At 74.7% G+C, this 16,835-nt stretch carries 16 protein-coding genes; 6 read left to right on the top strand and 10 right to left on the bottom strand.

What is annotated here, in order from left to right; translation table 11 throughout:
- Positions 1-72 precede the first annotated feature (72 nt).
- Together hisN and Cph01nite_RS09610 are read left to right on the top strand one after the other, a co-directional pair.
- Positions 73-855 (top strand): histidinol-phosphatase, encoded by a 783-nt coding sequence (gene hisN / locus Cph01nite_RS09615; RefSeq protein WP_203673606.1) that lies wholly within the window; start codon positions 73-75, stop codon positions 853-855.
- Entirely contained in the window at positions 852-1,613 is a 762-nt protein-coding gene (locus tag Cph01nite_RS09610) for a class I SAM-dependent methyltransferase (protein ID WP_203673604.1), read from the top strand. Before hisN ends, Cph01nite_RS09610 begins: the two co-directional genes overlap by 4 nt.
- 42 nt (positions 1,614-1,655) lie before the next feature.
- On the opposite strand, the gene Cph01nite_RS09605 is transcribed toward Cph01nite_RS09610, so the two are convergent.
- Positions 1,656-2,381 carry an HAD family hydrolase gene (locus tag Cph01nite_RS09605; protein WP_203673603.1) on the bottom strand — a complete coding sequence of 242 codons (726 nt, stop codon included), beginning with the start codon at positions 2,379-2,381 and terminating at the stop codon, positions 1,656-1,658.
- On the bottom strand, positions 2,378-3,889 hold the full coding sequence (gltX, locus tag Cph01nite_RS09600) for a glutamate--tRNA ligase (RefSeq protein ID WP_203673601.1): 1,512 nt from the start codon (positions 3,887-3,889) through the stop codon (positions 2,378-2,380). The genes Cph01nite_RS09605 and gltX overlap by 4 nt, the downstream gene beginning before the upstream one ends.
- A gap of 87 nt (positions 3,890-3,976) precedes the next feature.
- Here gltX and Cph01nite_RS09595 point away from each other — a divergent pair, with 87 nt between their 5' ends.
- Positions 3,977-4,765 (top strand): GTP pyrophosphokinase, encoded by a 789-nt coding sequence (locus Cph01nite_RS09595; RefSeq protein ID WP_203673599.1) that lies wholly within the window; start codon positions 3,977-3,979, stop codon positions 4,763-4,765.
- A 19-nt stretch (positions 4,766-4,784) separates the two neighbouring features.
- Here the strand turns inward: Cph01nite_RS09595 and Cph01nite_RS09590 are convergent, their stop codons facing one another.
- The 3 genes from Cph01nite_RS09590 to Cph01nite_RS09580 all read right to left on the bottom strand — a co-directional run bounded on the left by Cph01nite_RS09590 (position 4,785) and on the right by Cph01nite_RS09580 (position 7,944).
- Positions 4,785-6,242, bottom strand: a complete 1,458-nt coding sequence (locus Cph01nite_RS09590; protein WP_203673597.1) for an alanine/glycine:cation symporter family protein — start codon at positions 6,240-6,242, stop codon at positions 4,785-4,787.
- Between the two features lie 66 nt (positions 6,243-6,308).
- Positions 6,309-7,097 (bottom strand): fumarylacetoacetate hydrolase family protein, encoded by a 789-nt coding sequence (locus tag Cph01nite_RS09585; RefSeq protein ID WP_203673595.1) that lies wholly within the window; start codon positions 7,095-7,097, stop codon positions 6,309-6,311.
- Positions 7,098-7,125: 28 nt separating this feature from the next.
- A complete protein-coding gene (locus tag Cph01nite_RS09580) occupies positions 7,126-7,944 on the bottom strand; it encodes a methyltransferase domain-containing protein (RefSeq protein WP_203673593.1) in 819 nt (272 codons plus the stop codon).
- A 108-nt stretch (positions 7,945-8,052) separates the two neighbouring features.
- Between Cph01nite_RS09580 and Cph01nite_RS09575 the strand changes: the two genes are divergently transcribed.
- Positions 8,053-9,141, top strand: a complete 1,089-nt coding sequence (locus Cph01nite_RS09575; RefSeq protein ID WP_203673591.1) for a heparan-alpha-glucosaminide N-acetyltransferase domain-containing protein — start codon at positions 8,053-8,055, stop codon at positions 9,139-9,141.
- A 7-nt stretch (positions 9,142-9,148) separates the two neighbouring features.
- Here Cph01nite_RS09575 and Cph01nite_RS09570 read toward each other — a convergent pair whose 3' ends face one another.
- The 4 genes from Cph01nite_RS09570 to Cph01nite_RS09555 all read right to left on the bottom strand — a co-directional run bounded on the left by Cph01nite_RS09570 (position 9,149) and on the right by Cph01nite_RS09555 (position 12,338).
- Complete coding sequence (locus Cph01nite_RS09570) at positions 9,149-9,946, bottom strand: amino acid ABC transporter ATP-binding protein (RefSeq protein ID WP_275407395.1); 798 nt, start codon at positions 9,944-9,946, stop codon at positions 9,149-9,151.
- Positions 9,947-9,959: 13 nt separating this feature from the next.
- Positions 9,960-10,628 carry an amino acid ABC transporter permease gene (locus tag Cph01nite_RS09565; protein WP_203673590.1) on the bottom strand — a complete coding sequence of 223 codons (669 nt, stop codon included), beginning with the start codon at positions 10,626-10,628 and terminating at the stop codon, positions 9,960-9,962.
- Positions 10,629-10,650: 22 nt separating this feature from the next.
- Positions 10,651-11,436 carry an amino acid ABC transporter substrate-binding protein gene (locus Cph01nite_RS09560; protein ID WP_203673588.1) on the bottom strand — a complete coding sequence of 262 codons (786 nt, stop codon included), beginning with the start codon at positions 11,434-11,436 and terminating at the stop codon, positions 10,651-10,653.
- A gap of 257 nt (positions 11,437-11,693) precedes the next feature.
- Positions 11,694-12,338, bottom strand: a complete 645-nt coding sequence (locus Cph01nite_RS09555; RefSeq protein WP_203673586.1) for a pyridoxine/pyridoxamine 5'-phosphate oxidase — start codon at positions 12,336-12,338, stop codon at positions 11,694-11,696.
- A gap of 59 nt (positions 12,339-12,397) precedes the next feature.
- Between Cph01nite_RS09555 and Cph01nite_RS09550 the strand changes: the two genes are divergently transcribed.
- On the top strand, positions 12,398-13,309 hold the full coding sequence (locus tag Cph01nite_RS09550; protein ID WP_203673583.1) for a 3-methyladenine DNA glycosylase: 912 nt from the start codon (positions 12,398-12,400) through the stop codon (positions 13,307-13,309).
- 54 nt (positions 13,310-13,363) lie between these two features.
- On the opposite strand, the gene Cph01nite_RS09545 is transcribed toward Cph01nite_RS09550, so the two are convergent.
- Positions 13,364-15,649 carry a beta-L-arabinofuranosidase domain-containing protein gene (locus Cph01nite_RS09545; RefSeq protein WP_239069166.1) on the bottom strand — a complete coding sequence of 762 codons (2,286 nt, stop codon included), beginning with the start codon at positions 15,647-15,649 and terminating at the stop codon, positions 13,364-13,366.
- 94 nt (positions 15,650-15,743) lie between these two features.
- Here Cph01nite_RS09545 and Cph01nite_RS09540 point away from each other — a divergent pair, with 94 nt between their 5' ends.
- Positions 15,744-16,757, top strand: coding sequence for a LacI family DNA-binding transcriptional regulator (locus tag Cph01nite_RS09540; RefSeq protein ID WP_203673579.1), 1,014 nt, complete (start codon positions 15,744-15,746; stop codon positions 16,755-16,757).
- Positions 16,758-16,835 lie beyond the last annotated feature (78 nt).

Raw genomic sequence — 16,835 nt, 5'->3', positions numbered from 1 at the left:
TTCGGTAGGTTGACGCCGCGGGCCGCCCGCCGAGGACGGTGGACGGCAACCGCACCGGTAGTGAGGAGCCCCATGGCCTACGACGACGACCTCCGGCTGGCGCACGTCGTCGCCGACACGGTCGACGCCCTGACGATGTCCCGGTTCAAGGCGCAGGACCTGCAGGTCGAGACCAAGCCGGACCTGACCCCGGTGACCGACGCCGACCGCGCCGCCGAGGACCTGGTGCGCTCACAGCTCGGGCGAGCACGCCCGCGCGACGCCGTGCACGGCGAGGAGCGCTCGGACACGGGGCACGGTCCGCGCCGGTGGGTCGTCGACCCGATCGACGGCACCAAGAACTTCGTCCGCGGGGTCCCGGTGTGGGCGACGCTGCTGGCGCTGATGGACGGCGACGAGGTCGTGCTCGGCGTGGTCAGCGCGCCGGCGCTCGGGCGCCGGTGGTGGGCCGCCAAGGGCACAGGTGCGTTCACCGGCAAGTCGCTCGCCGCGGCGAGCCGGCTGCGCGTGTCCGGCGTCGAGCGTCTGGAGGACGCGTCGCTGTCGTACTCCGACCTGTCGGAGTGGGAGGCGCACGGGCGGCTCGACCCGTTCCTCGACCTGGGCCGCCGGGTGTGGCGCACCCGCGCCTACGGCGACTTCTGGTCGTACGTGCTCGTCGCGGAGGGCGCGGTGGACGTGGCCGCGGAGCCGGAGCTCGAGCTGTACGACATGGCCGCGCTCGTGCCCGTCGTCACCGAGGCGGGCGGCAGGTTCACGTCGCTGGCCGGGGTCGACGGCCCGCACGGCGGCAACGCCGTGGTCACCAACGGCCTGCTGCACGACGAGGTGCTGGCCGTGCTGGGCGGCCGGTGAGCACGCCGGGCGAGGGGCCCGAGCGTCGGCACGCGGAGCACGCGGCGTCGTTCACGCACCACGCCGACGAGTACGACGCCGTCCGCCCCGGCTACCCGCCCGCGGCGGTCGACCTGCTGGTCCCGGCGCGGGCCCACGACGTCCTGGACCTGGCCGCCGGCACCGGCAAGCTCACCGCGTCGCTCGTGGCCCGCGGGCTGCAGGTGGTGGCCGTCGAGCCCGCCGAGGGCATGCGCGAGCAGCTCGCCGCGCGTCTCCCGCAGGTCGAGGTGCACGCGGGCACGGCCGAGCGGATCCCGCTGCCCGACGCGTCCGTGGACGCCGTGACGGTCGCGCAGGCGTGGCACTGGTTCGACGAACCGGCGGCGGCCGCCGAGGTCGCCCGCGTGCTGCGTCCGGGCGGCACCCTCGGGATCGTGTGGAACGACCGCGACGAGGACGTGCCGTGGGTGGCGGCGTACGGCACGCTGCTGCACGAGGCCGCCGGGCCGCAGCTCGCACGCGGCACGCACCCCACGGTCGGTGACGGGTTCACCGACGTGCTGCGCACCGACGTGCGGTGGGAGCACGCCCTGGCTCCCGAGGACCTCGTGCGCCTGGCCGGCACCCGCTCGTACGCGCTGGTCCTGCCGCCCGACGAGCGCGAGGCGCTGCTGGACCGGGTGCGGACGCTGGTCACGACGCACCCGGACCTCGCCGGGCTCGACCGGGTGCCTGTCCCCTACGTCACGCGCGTGTACACGGCACGTCGCCGCTGACCCACCACCGAGTCGACGCGTCGTGGTGCGGGGGCCGAGCGGCTACGTCAGGTCGAGGATGCCGGCGAGGTCGTCGAGCGTGCGGATGACGAGCACGCCGGCCGCCGCGACCTCGGCGTCGGTCACCGGGACGCGGCGCGGCCCCGGGCGGTCCAGCCAGACGCCGACCAGGCCCGCCTCCCGCGCCGCGACCGCGTCGACGTCGAGCTCGTCGCCGACGTACGCCGTGCGCTCCGGTGCGGTGCCCAGGCGTCGGCACGCCTCGAGGAACACGCGCGGGTCGGGCTTGCCGTAGCCGAGGGTGTCGACGCCGACGAGGACCTCGAGGCGCGTGCCCAGGCCCGCGCGGTCCAGCTTGGCCGTCTGGTAGGCGTGCCGCGCGTTCGTCAGCGCGCCGATGCGGATCCCGGCGTCGAGCAGCCGGGCCAGCGCCCGGTCGGCGTCCGCGTGGGCGGTCCACCCCGAGGCGAACGCGTCGTCGAACACCGCGTCCCACGCGTCGTAGGCGGCGTCGTCGAGCACCGGCCCACCGAGCGCCGCGTGCAGCTCGTTGGCGCGCGTCATGCGCTGCTCGCGGAACGTGCGCTCCCCGCGCGTGTACGCGCGGTAGTGCCCGCCGGGGTCGGCGCGCCACAGCGCGAGCGCCGCGTCGACGTCGGCGCCCGGCGCGTACCGGTCGAGGACCGCCGCGAGCGCGACGCGGAACGCCGCGCGCGTGTCGACGAGCGTGTCGTCGATGTCGAACAGGACCCCGTCGACCGCCGTCACAGGGTCGCGCGCAGTGCGGCGATCCGCACCAGGGTCGCGTCCTTGCCGAGGATCTCCATGGACTCGAACAGCGGCGGCGACACACGGCGGCCCGTCAGCGCGACCCGCAGCGGCGTGTACGCGAACCGCGGCTTGATGCCCAGGCCGCCGGCCTCGACGGGCTCGACGAGGGCGGCCGCGAGCGCGGTCTGCGTCGCGTCCGTCGTGAACGCGTCGCCCGGGATGCCGCCCAGCACCTGCGCGGCACGGTCGAGCACGTCGGCCGCCTCGGGGCGCAGGGCACCGCGCGCGTCGTCGGCGACCTCGAGCGCGTCGTCGGCGACGAACAGGAAGCCCAGCATGCCGACCGCCTCGCCGAGCAGCGTCATGCGCTCCTGGACGAGCGGGGCGCCGGCGTCGAGCAGGGCGCGGTGCGCGGGCGAGAGGTCGGCGTAGGAGTCCGCCGGGACCAGGCCCGCCGCGTGCAGGTACGGCACGAGGCGGCCGCGGAAGTCGTCCGGCGCGAGCTGGCGCACGTGCGCGCCGTTGATCGCCTCGGCCTTCTTGAGGTCGAACCGCGCGGGGTTCGGGTTGACGTCGGCGACGTCGAACGCCTCGACCATCTCGGCCATCGTGAACACGTCCCGGTCCGGGGCGATCGACCAGCCGAGCAGCGCGAGGTAGTTGAGCAGGCCCTCGGGCGTGAAGCCGCGGTCGCGGTGCAGGAAGAGGTTGGACTCGGGGTCCCGCTTGGAGAGCTTCTTGTTGCCCTCGCCCATGACGTACGGCAGGTGGCCGAACTGCGGCACCACGCTCGCGACGCCCAGCTCCAGCAGCGCGCGGTACAGGACGACCTGGCGGGGGGTGGAGGACAGCAGGTCCTCGCCGCGCAGCACGTGCGTGATGCCCATGAGCGCGTCGTCGACGGGGTTGACCAGGGTGTACAGCGGCTGGCCGTTGCCGCGGACGATGACGTAGTCGGGCACCGACCCGGCCTTGAAGGTGATCTCGCCGCGCACGACGTCGGTGAACGTCACGTCCTCGTCGGGCATGCGCACGCGGATCACGGCCTCGCGGCCCTCGGCGCGGAAGGCCGCCTTCTGCTCGTCGGTGAGGTCGCGGTCGAACCCGTCGTACCCGAGCTTGGGGTCGCGCCCGGCGGCGCGGTGCCGCGCCTCGACCTCCTCGGGCGTCGAGAACGACTCGTAGGCGTACCCGCCGGCGAGCAGACGGGCCACGACGTCGCGGTACAGGTCCATGCGCTGCGACTGCCGGTACGGCTCGTGCGGGCCACCGACCTCGACGCCCTCGTCCCAGTCCATCCCGAGCCAGCGCAGCGCGTCGAGCAGCTGCTCGTACGACTCCTGGGAGTCGCGGGCCGCGTCGGTGTCCTCGATGCGGAAGACGAACGTGCCGCCGACGTGCCGCGCGTACGCCCAGTTGAACAGCGCGGTGCGGATGAGCCCGACGTGGGGCGTGCCCGTCGGTGACGGGCAGAAACGGACGCGCACGGGGCTGCTGGCGGGCACAGGACACCTCGGGTCTGGCAGGGGGCGGGATCGCCGCCAGCCTACCCAGCACGGAACGTTGCCCCGTGCGCCGTCGTTGGGGGTGACATGGAACGTGGCACCACGCCCGAGCAGGTGGTCGACCCTCCTCCCCCGGGCGCGGCGCTCGCGCACGCCGTCCGCGCGCGCGTCGTCGCCGGGCTGGAGCCGGTCGTGGACGACGACGCCCTGGTCCAGGTCCGCGACGCGCAGCGCGAGCTCGCGCGGTTCCGGATGGGCTACGAGTTCGGCATCGAGGAGATGCTCACCAAGATCCGCATCCTGCGCGGCGAGTTCCGTCAGACGCACGACCACAACCCGATCGAGCACGTGAGCTCGCGCCTGAAGTCGATCGACTCGATCCTGGAGAAGACCGCACGCTACGGCTGCGCCGCCGATCCCGCGACGATCCGCGACCGGGTCCTCGACATCGCCGGCATCCGGATCACCTGCAGCTTCGTCTCCGACGCCTACTGGGTGGCGGACATGCTGTCCTCGCAGCCCGACGTCGAGGTCGTGCGCCGCAAGGACTACATCGCCGAGCCCAAGGCCAACGGCTACCGGTCGCTGCACCTCATCGTGCGGATCCCGGTGTTCCTGTCCGACCGCACCGAGCACGTGCCCGTCGAGGTGCAGATCCGCACGATCGCCATGGACTTCTGGGCGAGCGTCGAGCACAAGCTGTCCTACAAGTACCGCGGCGACGTGCCCGCGCACCTGCGCACCGAGCTGCAGCAGGCCGCCACGACCGCGGCAGAGCTCGACGCCCGCATGAGCCTGCTGCGCGACGAGGTCCGGGACCTGGGCGCCGAGGGCGTCACCGGCACGCCCCCGGGCGCGGACCTGACGCCGGCGTGAGCGGGCAGCCCCGCGGCCGTCAGGCGGCGCCGACGGGCTCGCCGTCCCGCACGCCCGCCGCCCACACGTCACCGGGCACGTCGGCCGGCAGGTGCGGGTTGCCGTGCCCCACGAACCGGTCGTCGGTACCGGCGCGTCGGGTCGCCCCGTAGTCGGCCAGCGCACCCAGCGCCCACCGGGAGAGCAGGACGATCGCGACGAGGTTGACGGTGGCCATCAGCGCCATCGCGATGTCCGCGACCGCCCACACCGTGGTGAGCTCGAGCAGCGAGCCGACACCGACGGACGCCAGCACCAGGGTGCGCAGCGCCGTCAGCGCCCGCCCCCGGATCCCCAGGTAGGTGAGGTTGATCTCCGCGTAGGAGTAGTTGCCGAGCACCGAGCTGAACGCGAACGTGAAGACCAGCACCGTCATCGGGTACGTGGTCCAGGCGCCGAGCTCGTGCGCGACCGCCTGCGACGTCAGCGCGGCGCCCGCGGTGGCGCCCGTCTCGCCCGGCACGTACACGTCGGGCCCGGCCGACAGGACGATGAACGCCGTCGCGGAGCACACCAGCATCGTGTCGACGAACACGCCGAGGGACTGGACCAGCCCCTGCTTGACCGGGTGCGACACCGTGGCCGTCGCTGCGGTGTTGGGCGCCGAGCCCATCCCGGCCTCGTTGGAGAACAGCCCGCGCTTGGTGCCGTTGAGCAGGGCGGCCAGGACGCCCCCCGCTGTCCCGGCCAGCGCGGTGTCCAGGCCGAACGCGCCGCGCACGATCTGGCTGAGCACGTCGGGCAGCGCCCCCAGGTTGAGCACGACGATGACGAGCGCCAGCAGCAGGTACGCCCCGGCCATGAGCGGCAGCACGGCCTCGGCGACCCGGGCCACGCGGCGCACTCCCCCGTACAGCACGGGCGCGGCGACGATCATGAGGACCACGGCGCTCCACGCGACGGGGACCTCGTGGCTGGAGGACAACGTGTCCGCGATGGTGTTGGCCTGCACCATGTTGAAGGCGAACCCGAACGTGAAGACCAGCAGGACCGCGAACACCGCGCCCCACCGGTAGGAGCCGAGTCCGCGCTGGATGTAGTAGGCCGGTCCGCCGCGGTACGAGCCGTCCTCGGCGCGCACCTTGAAGACCTGCGCCAGGGTCGCCTCCACCAGGGCCGTCGCCATGCCGACGGCGGCGACCACCCACATCCAGAAGATCGCGCCCGGTCCGCCCAGCGTCAGGGCGACGGCGACGCCGGCGATGTTGCCCGTGCCGACGCGGGAGGCCAGGCCCACCGTGAACGCCTGGAACGAGGAGATGCCGCCGGCCGCGTCGGACCGTGACGACGCGATCTGCCGCAGCATCGCCGGGAAGAGCCGGACCTGGACGACACCGGTGCGCACCGTGAACCACAGGCCCGCGCCCAGCAGCACGTAGACCAGCCAGTACGAGTACAGCGCGTCCGTGAGCCAGTCGATCCCCACCTGCAGGTCCATGCCGCGCCCCCGTCCGCCGGTCCCGTGCGGCCGAGCGTAGGGGTACGGCCCGGGGTGGGGCCAGGGCTACGGCGTGCGGCGCAGCACGGGGTTGCGCAGGACCCCGATCTCCTCGACCTCGACCTCGACGACGTCGCGGTGCTCCAGGCGTCCCACACCGGCGGGCGTGCCGGTGAGGATGACGTCGCCGGGCAGCAGCGTGAAGACCTCCGAGACGTACGACACGAGGTAGGCGACGTCGAACACCATCTGCGACGTGCGGCCGTCCTGGCGGGTCGCACCGTTGACGCGGGCGGTGACCGCGAGGTCGTCGACGTCGAGGCCCGGGACGATCCACGGCCCGATCGGGCAGGACGAGTCGAAGCCCTTGGCCCGCGTCCACTGGTCGTCGGAGCGCTGGATGTCGCGGGCCGTCACGTCGTTGGCGACCGTGTACCCGAAGACGTGGTGCAGGGCACGCTCCGGGGGCACGTCCTTGGTGACCTTGCCGATGACGACGGCCAGCTCGGCCTCGTGCTCGACGTGCTCGGTCCAGTCGGGCAGCACGATCGGGTCGTCCGGGCCGATCACGGACGTGTTGGGCTTGAGGAACAGCAGCGGCGACGTGGGGACGGCGTTGCCGTGCTCGGCGGCGTGCGCGGCGTAGTTGCGGCCCACGCCGACGACCTTGGACCGCGGGATGACGGGGGCGAGCAGCCGGACGCCGTCGTCGTCGAGCCGGACCCGCTCGCCCGTGGGCTGCACCGGCGTGTAGATCGGGTCGCCGCTGATGACGACGAGCTCCTCGTGGCCGGGCTCGCCCTCGACGAGCGCGTAGCGGGGGTCGGAACCGTTGGTGAACCTGGCGATGCGCACGGGACCAGCCTAGGTCCCTGCGGCGGCGTCAGGCGCGGGCCAGCACCTCGCCGTGCGGCACGAGGAACCAGCCGTCGGGCGACGTGCCCCACTCGCGCCACGCGTCGGCGAGCAGCTCGAGGGCGACCTCGTCGGCGAGCTTGTGGTCCATCGCCTGGACGGCGAAGTCCGAGGTCACGCAGCGGTCGGCCCACAGGCTCGACCACCAGGTGCGGTCCTCGGGGGTCGCGTAGCACCAGACGCCCGCGCCCGGGGCGACGCCCGCGGGGTCGAAGCCGGCCTGCCGCACCCAGGACAGCAGGCGCCGGCCCGCGTCGGCCTCCGCGCCGTTGGCCTGCGTGACCTCGTGGTAGAGCTCCTGCCACTCGTCGAGGCCGGGGTGGGCGGGGTACCACGTCATGCCGGCGTAGTCGGCGTCCCGGACGGCGACGACACCGCCGGGACGGGTGACGCGGCGCATCTCGCGCAGCGCGGCGACGGGGTCCGTGAGGTGCTGCAGCACCTGGTGCGCGTGGACCACGTCGAACGTGTCGTCGTCGAACTCCAGCGCGTACGCGTCGCCGACGGTGAAGCGCACGTTGGTGGCGCCCTTCTCGGCCGCGTGCTCGGAGGCGGCCGCCAGGACCGCCGCCGAGCGGTCGACGCCCATGACCTCGCCCGGGGCGACCCGCGACGCGAGGTCGACGGTGACGGTGCCCGGCCCGCACCCGACGTCGAGCAGCCGCTGGCCCGGCGCGAGGGCGGGCAGCAGGTACCCGGCGGAGTTCTCCGCCGTGCGCCACCGGTGCGAGCGCAGCACGCTCTCGTGGTGGCCGTGCGTGTAGACGTCGTGGGTCCGCGTGGTCACACGGCACTGTAGGCGCGGGGCTCGCCGTCTGACCACCAGCCGGGACGCATGAGGTCACATCCTGAGAAGGGTGTGTCCTGGGACGTCGTCCCAGGCCGAGGACCTAGCATGCCGAGGGTGCGACGCATCGTCGGGGTGGACACCGCCCGTGGGATCGCCGTGCTCGGCATGGTCGTCGCGCACGTGGGCCCGCGGGACGCGGAGCGCGCCTTCCCGCCGGGAGGCTGGTCACAGCTCGCCGACGGGCGGCCCTCCGCCCTGTTCGTGCTGCTGGCCGGTGTCGGGCTGGCGCTGCTGTCGGGCGGCGCCGACCCGGTCGACGGCACCCGCCTGGTCCAGGCCCGGCTGCGGATCCTCGTCCGGGCCGCGCTGCTGGTCGCGGTGGGCACCGCGCTCGTCCTGCTCGGGACGCCCGTCGTGGTGATCCTCGTGGTGTACGCCGCGCTCTTCGCCGCCGCCGTCGTCGCGCTGCGCTGGCCACGGTGGGTGCTGGTCGCCGTGGCCGCCGGCGTCGCGCTCGTCGGGCCCGTCGTGCGTCAGCTGGCCGTCGCGCACCTCCAGGTCGCCGACGAGCGGCCGCTCGACCTGCTCTCCGTCCTCGTCGGGTCCTACTACCCGGCCGTCGTGTGGATCGCGTACGTCCTGGTCGGCCTCGCGGTGGGCCGCAGCGACCTGCGGGCGGCCCGCACGCACGCGGCGCTGGCCGGCTGGGGCGCCGTGCTCGTGGTCGTCGGGCACGGCGGGGCGTGGGCCGCGCGGCTGGTGCTGGGCCGCGTGACCGAGCTGACGACGGCCGAGCCGCACGCGTCGACCTTCTTCGAGGTCGCCGGGAACACCGGCACGTGCCTGCTCGTGCTGGCGGGCTGCCTGGCGCTCGGCGTGCGGTGGCCGCGGGCGCTGGCGCCGGTCTCCGCGACGGGTGCGCTCGCGCTGACGGCCTACTCCGGCCAGCTGCTGGCCATCGCTCTGCTCGGGGACCAGGTCGTGTGGCAGCCGACGGCCGGTGGCCTGGTCGGGTTCCTGCTCGTCACGGTCGCGCTGTGCTGGCTGTGGCACGCGACGCTCGGACGCGGGCCGCTGGAGCTGGTCCTGCACGTGGTGTCGGTGCGCGCCGCGGACGTCGCACCGGACGAGCTGCCCGCACGGCGACCGGCCGGCGGGACGCCCGGCAACGGGCAGGCGCCCGGCCCCGGCTGAGCCCCCGTCAGAGCGGGTCGAGGATGCGCTGCAGGAAGCGCCGTGTGCGCTCCTGGCGCGGGTCGCCCAGCACGTCGTCCGGCCGGCCCTCCTCGACCACGACGCCGTCGTCCATGAACACGACGTGGTCGGCCACCTGCCGGGCGAACCGGATCTCGTGCGTGACGACCACCATCGTCCACCCCTCGGCGGCGAGGTCCCGCATGACGGCGAGCACCTCGCCCACCGTCTCGGGGTCCAGCGCCGAGGTGGGCTCATCGAACAGCAGCAGCCGCGGCCGCAGCGCGAGCGCGCGGGCGATGCCGACGCGCTGCTGCTGACCGCCCGAGAGCTCGTGCGGGTAGGCGTCGGCCTTGTCCGCGAGCCCGACCTTGGCGAGCAGCGCCGTCGCCTCGGCCGTCGCCTGCGCGACCGGTCGGCGCTGTGCGAAGACGGGGCCCTCGGTGACGTTCTGCAGGGCCGTGCGGTGCGGGAACAGCTGGTGGGACTGGAAGACCATCCCGGACGTCGCGCGCAGCCGCTTGAGCTCGCCACGCGTGGGACGACGGGCCAGGTCCAGCTCGACGTCGTCGACGCGCACGGTGCCGGCCTCGGGCACCTCGAGGGAGTTGAGGCAGCGCAGGAGCGTCGTCTTGCCGGACCCGGACGGGCCGATGAGCACGGTCACGCTGCCGCGGTCGACGCTCAGGTCGATGCCGCGCAGCACGTGCAGGTCCCCGAAGGACTTGGTCAGGCCGTGGACCTCGACCAGCGGGCGTCCGGCGTCGGGCGACGTCGCGTCGCCGGTCGTCGCGTCACTCGTCATCGCGTCTCCCACGTCAGTGCGCCACGAACCGGTCGAGCCGGCGCTCGAGCCGCGACTGGCCGGCCGAGAGCACGAGGCAGATGAGCCAGTAGATCACCGCGGCCAGCACGTACAGCGTCATGAACTCGTAGGTGGGCGCCGCGATCTCCTGCGCCTTGCGCAGCAGCTCGGTCACCATGATCGTCGAGGCCAGGGACGTGTCCTTGACCAGCGAGATGAAGGTGTTGGACAGCGGCGGGACCGCGACGCGCAGGGCCTGCGGCAGCACGACGCGCCGCAGCGTGAGCGTGTGGTCGAGCCCGATGGTCGCCGCGGCCTCCCACTGCCCCTTGGGCACCGACAGGATCGCCGCGCGGATCGTCTCGGCCGCGTACCCGCCGACGTTCAGCGAGAAGGCCACGACGGCCGACGGGAACGGGTCGATGACGAGCCCGAGCGACGGCAGCGCGTAGAAGATGATGAACAGCTGCACGAGCAGCGGCGTGCCGCGGATCAGCGAGATGTACGCCCGCGCCAGCCCGGACACGACGCGCCGCCGCGACAGGCGTGCCAGCGCGACGACGAGCGCGAGCACGAGCCCGATGACGAACGAGATCAGCGTCAGCGGGATCGTGCCGCGCACGGCACCGGACAGCAGCGGACCGATCGACGACGCGACGAGGTCCCAGGTGTCGGCCGTCACGCGGCGGCCCGGTCCCCGGCGCTCACTGCGAGACGTCCTCGCCGAACCACTTCTCCGAGAGGGCGGCGAGGCGGCCGTCGGCGCGCAGCGCCGCGAGCGCCTCGTCGATCCGTGCGGTGAGCTCCGAGCCCTTGCGCAGGGCGAAGGCCTGCTCGACGGTGTCCCCGGTCTCGAACGCGATCTTGACCGACGTGTCCCCCGACTGCTGGAGGTAGTCGAGCACCGCGAGGTCGTCGTTGAACGTCACGTCGATGCGCCCCTGCGTGAGCAGTGCGACGGCCTGCGTGAAGCCCTCGACGGCCTCGACCCGCGCGCCGGCCTCGGTGGCGACCTGCGACCAGTTCGACGTCGCGGACTGCGCCGCCGTGAGGCCCTCGACGTCCGCGAGGGAGGTGACCGTGTCGTCGTCCGCCGCGACCACGGCGACACCGGTGGACACGGTGTACGGCTCGGTGAAGTCGTACCGCGCGAGCCGCTCGTCGTTGATCGTCACCTGGTTTGCGACGACGTCGTACCGCTCCGCCTCCAGGCCCGCGAAGATCGAGTCCCACGAGGTCTCGGAGAACTCGACCTCGAGCCCGAGCTCCTCGGCGACCGCGGTGATGACCGCCACGTCGTAGCCCGTCAGGTCGCCCGCGGCGTCGTGGAAGCTGAAGGGCGAGTACGTGCCCTCGGTGCCGACGCGCAGCACGTCGACAGCGGACGTGCTCTCGCCCACGGGCGTCTCGTCGGCGGACGAGCACGCGGCCAGCACACCCACGGCGAGCAGCACGGGGACGGCGAGCAGACGACGGGACGTGCGGAGCATGGGGGTGCCTTTCGGAGCGGTGGTGTCGACGTGTCGACGCCCGGACGGGACCGGAGGGTGGTGCGGGAGGGGCGACGCGAGGGCGTCAGGGTGGCGACCGCCGAGCGGTCACGGTGGGACCGCGGACGGTCCGGGCTGGCGAGGCGGGCCTCAGCGACAGCGACAACGACGACACGCGGCAGCGGGCGCGGTGCGCGGGGCCGTGGTCATGCGGGCGACCCTAGCACCGGCGGAACCCGCCCTCACCGTGGTCCTCGTCACGGCCAGACCAGGCCGTGGGACCAGCGGTCTGCGTCACGCCGGTAGACGAGCCGGACGTGCGCGCGGTCGGGGCTGCCCTGCCAGAACTCCAGGACGTCGGGCACCACGAGCCACGCCTGCCACGACGGCAGCACGAACGCGGGGTCCGCGTCGATGCGGGCGCGTGCGTCGCTCATCGCGGCACGCAGCTCGTCGACCGAGGTCAGCGGCTCCCCCGGCCGCACGCCCGCCGCGGCGGCGCGGGACGCCGGGGAGCGGGCGAGGTAGTCGTCCGCCGACGCCTCGACGCCGAGGTGCCGCGCGGTCCCCTCGACCCGCACCTGCCGCAGGACCGGCTGCCACCAGAACCCCAGCGCCGCCCTCGGGTTCGCCGCCAGGTCGGACGCCTTGGCGCTGCGGGCGTCCGTCGCGAACGCGAACCCGTCCGGTCCGACGTCCTTGAGGACCAGGACGCGCGCCGAGGGGCGCCCGTCGGCGTCGGCGGTGGCCAGCGTCGCGGCGTGCGGCTCGGGCACGCGGTGCTCGACGGCGGTCGCGAACCAGGCCGAGAACAGCTCGAGCGGGTCGTCGGGCGCGGCCTCGGGGTCGAACGCGGGAGCCGTCCCGGACAGGGCAGGCAGGGACCGCAGCAGCTGGCGCACGTCGTCACCCTGCCCCGCCGGTGCCGACCGGGCAACCGGCCGCGACCTACCCTGGGACGGTGCCTACCCCGCCCGCCGCGACCGTGACCGTGACCGTGCTCGACGCGGCCACGTGGTCGGCGCGTGCCGCCGCGCACGCGGAGCACGCCGACCGGCTGACCGCCGGGCACCGGGCGCGCCGGTCGCGGCACGAGCGGCACGCGATCGAGGACTTCCTCTTCGAGTACTACCCGGCGTCGCCCGCGCAGCTGCGACGCTGGCACCCCGGAGCAGGCATAGCGCTGGCGGCCGGCGCCGACGGTCCGGCACCGCACGCCGGGTGGAAGTGGTACGCCACGGCCGACGACGGCACGGTCGGCCTGGACGTCGAGGCGTTCCTCGCCGCCCGTGGCGAGGCGGTGCGGTTCATCGCCGGGCTGCTCGCCGCGACGGCCTCGCGGCCCGCCGCGACCAGCTGCTTCGGGCTGCACGAGTGGGCGATGGTCTACCGCGAGCGCCCCGACGAGCACCGGCACCCGCTCCCCCTGCGGCTCGGCAGCGCCGGCACGGACGCCGTCGTCGAGGCGCACCGCATCCGCTGCACGCACATCGACGCGTTCCGCTTCTTCACCCCCGAGGCCGTCGGCCGCAACACCGTGACGCCGACGCGCGCGACGCAGACCGCGATGGAGCAACCGGGGTGCCTGCACGCGAACATGGACGTGTACAAGTGGGCGCTCAAGCTGGGCCCGCTGGTCCCCGGCGACCTGCTGCTCGACTGCTTCACCCTCGCGCGCGAGATCCGCACCACCGACATGCGCGCGAGCCCCTACGACGTGACGTCGTACGGCCTGGACCCGATCGCGATCGAGACGCCGGACGGCAAGGCCGCGTACGTCCGCCGCCAGCGCGAGTTCGCCGCGCGCAGCACCACGCTCCGCCACCGGCTCCTCGCGGTCATCGGGGCCACCGAGCGACCACCGACCGGGTAGGGCGTTCGACCGGTGCGGGCGGCGCTGCTGAGCGCGCACCTGCGACGCGCGCCGTCAGGCGGGCGGGCCGGTGAGGAGCCGGACGGCGACGACGGGCGGTGTGGGGTCGCCGTCGGCGAGCACGACGACCTCGTGCGACCCGGACGTCACGGCCAGGTCCACGGACCGCAGCCCACCGTCGGCGCTGCCGACGTCCAGGCGCCCCACCTCCTCGCCGCCCCACAGCACCCGGGCGCGCCCCGGCCGGGCCAGGTACGTGATCCGCAGCACCGCGCCACGGCCGTCGGGGTCGGTCAGCCGGTAGGAGAACCTGTCGCGGGTCGCGCGCCAGTGCCGGCCGTCGACGGCGCCCGTCCACGTGTCGGCCCCTGCGTAGTGGTGGTCGGTCTCCGGCTGCTGCTCACCGCACGCGACGGCGTCGACGGTGCGGGCCGCGAGGCCGAGCTGCTCGTCGTCGAGGGCGGCGAGGGCGGCGCGGCGCGCACCGACGTGCGCCGCGTCCGGGACGACCGGGAAGTACAGCGTGTACCGGGCGTCGTGCAGCCCGTGGAAGGGCTCGAGGACGACCGGGGCGTCGGGTGCGCGGTCGAGCACGAACGTGCCGTCGTCGCGCGGCCGCAGCGCCGCCGCGAGGGCGTCGTCCGACCCGACGAGCAGCGGGGCGTCGGCCAGGGGGCGCAGCGGGCCGTGCGCGACGTGGCCCATGCGCGAGTCGTCGGCCCGCAGCCCGACGAGGTCGTCGGTGTCCCCCCGGGCCGCGAGGACCGCCGGGCCCCAGCGCAGCGCGACCCAGCCGTCGTCGCCGGGCAGCCGCTCCACGGCCGGGCCGGCGACGAGGCGCCACGCGAGCGTCTCGCCGCCGCGCCACGTGCGGCGCACGGTGGTGTAGCCGGCACGCTCGGCGACGGGTGGCACCACGACCCCGTCGACGGTGAGGACGACCTCGTCGAGTGCCCACGCAGGGCGGCGCACGTGCACGGCGAGGTCGGTCGGGGCGTCGACGTCCACGGTCAGCGCGACGTCGGTCACGGGGCCGGGCGTCGGGTACGTCGAGGCGAGCCGGACGCGCACGCCGCGCTCGGCCCAGTGCAGGGTCGAGGGCACCGGCAGGTTCACCAGCAGGCCGTCGCCCGCGTGCGCGTACGCGAGCTCCCCGAGGCGCGCGTACGTCTCCAGCGCCGTGCCCACGCAGCACCACATGCACGCGTCCCGCGTCGAGTACACGCGGTAGTGCCCCGGCCGCGCGGGGGTGAAGTACACGAACCCGCCCGCGGGGTGCTGCGCGGACAGCACGTGGTCGACCAGCTGCCGCTCGGCCGCGTCGAGCAGGGTGACGTCGCCGGTGGCCGCGTACAGGCGCCGTTCGACCTCGAGCATGTTGGCGGTGTTGCACGACTCGGGGCCCTCGCGGTGCGTGACGTGCGCCGCGGCGTCGGGCGTGAAGTGCTCGGAGACGGAGTTGCCCCCGAACGCCAGCGTCCGGTGGTCCAGGACGGTCCGCACGAACGCCGCGGCGGCGCCCACCTCACCGATCCCGGGCCAGCCGACGACCTTGGCGACCTGCGTGTTGGCGTGCAGCCCGTCGAGGGCGTCGCGCCCCTCGCGCAGGGGCGCGAGGAGGGTCTCGTCCGCGAAGCGCCGGGCGAGGGCCGCGTACCGCGGGTCGCCGGTGAGGTCCGCGAGGTCGCCGTACGCCTCGCACATCCCGCCGAACTCGGTCCGGAGCATGCGTGCGAACGCGTCGTCGTCGAGACGGTCCGACAGCGCGACACCCCAGTCCCCCAGCCGCACGGCCGCGTCCCGCGCCCGGGCGGCGACGTCCGCCGGTGCGTACCTCGCGGCGTCGATCAGCCCGGCGTACGTCTTGTGGACGTTGTACCAGGGCACCCACGCGCCACCGAGGTCGAACGTGCCGGCCTGCGCACCACCGGCCGCGACGGACTCCCAGAGCGCGACGCCGCCCGGCACTCCCCCGACGTACCCGGTCCCCAGCGCGTCCTGGCAGGTCACGAGCCCGTCGACGAGCGCCCGCGCCAGGTCGGCGGCACGCTCGTCCCCCGTCGCGGCCCACTGCAGCGCCACCGCCGACAGCGCGTGCCCGCCGACGTGCCCGTCCAGGCCGATGGACTCCCAGCTGCCGTACGGCTCGGCGACCGCGGGCAGCCCGGCCTCGCGCCGGAACGGCGCGAGGAGCCTGTCGGGCCGCAGGCCGAGCAGGTACTCCCGGGCGGTGCGCTGCGCCGCGGCGAACGGCCCGTCGGTGAGTCGCACGGCGGCGAGGCCGAAGGGTGCGGCCGCGTCGGGTGCGGCGACAGGCGGGGTGGGGGCGACGGTGCTCACCCCACCACCCTGGCATCCCGCACCGGGTTCCGTCACCTGCCAGAGATCGATTTCCCACCGACGTGCCGGCCACCCGCCGTGGCACCATGCCTCCATGAGCCCGACCGCGCGACCCACGCTGCTCGACGTCGCGCGCGCCGCCGGGGTCTCGCGCGCGACGGCCTCGCGCGCCCTGGCCGGGCTGCCCAGCGTCGACGCCGCGCTCGCGCGGCGCGTCCGCGACGCCGCTGCCGACCTGGACTACCGCACCAACACCGCGGCGCGGGCCCTGCGCAGCGGCGCGACGGGATCGGTCGCGCTGGTCGCCCCCAGCAGCGAGCTCGAGGGGCAGGGCGGGCCGTTCGTGGGGGCGCCGCTGCGCGGTGCGACCGCCGTGCTGTTCGCGCGGTCCGTGCAGCCGGTGCTCCTGCTGGACGACGCGCGCGACCGGGCGCCGCTGCTGCGCCACCTCACCTCCGGGCACGTCGACGCGGCGGTCGTGGTGCTGCAGCGTGAGTCCGAGCCGCTCTTCACCGAGCTCGGCGACCTGCCGCTGCCGGTGGTCTTCGTCGGTCGGCCACGAGCGGCCATGGACGACGCGCTGACCTCGGTGGACAGCGACAACTACGGTGGGGGGCGGCTCGCCGCGCGCGCGCTGCTGGAGGCCGGGCGGCGTCGTGTCGCGACGATCGCCGGCCCGTCGGGCTACGCGCCGGCCGACGAGCGCACGCGCGGCTTCCGCGACGAGCTCGCGGCGTGGGACGTGCACCCCGGCCCGGTGGTGCACGGCTCGTTCTCGATGTCGTCGGGCGCGTCGGCGGCGGCGTCGGTGCTGCGCCGCGACCCCGCGGTCGACGGGCTGTTCGCCGGCTCGGACCTCATGGCGCTCGGCGCGCTGCGCGTGCTCGCGGCCGGCGGGCGGCGGGTCCCGGAGGACGTGTCGGTCGTCGGCTTCGACGACACCGTGGTGGCCGAGACCTGCGACCCCCCGCTGACGTCGGTGCGCCAGCCGCTGCGCGAGCTGGGGGCGCGCGCCGCCGAGCTGGTGCTCGACGTGCTGCGCGACCCGGGGGCGGCCCCGCAGCACGTGCTGCTCCCGACCACGCTGACGACACGCGAGTCCGTCTGACCCCTGGCGATCCGCGCGCGCTCGGGGTAGCGTCCTGAGAGATCGATCTCTCACCGATGCGAGACCCTTCGAGAGGCC

Origin of the sequence: Cellulomonas phragmiteti (genome assembly GCF_016862775.1) — a bacterium.
In the GTDB taxonomy this organism is placed as follows: Bacteria; Actinomycetota; Actinomycetes; order Actinomycetales; family Cellulomonadaceae; genus Cellulomonas; species Cellulomonas phragmiteti.
The sequence above is the reverse complement of the archived record's forward strand: the minus strand, read 5'-3'. Positions and strand labels throughout refer to the sequence as shown.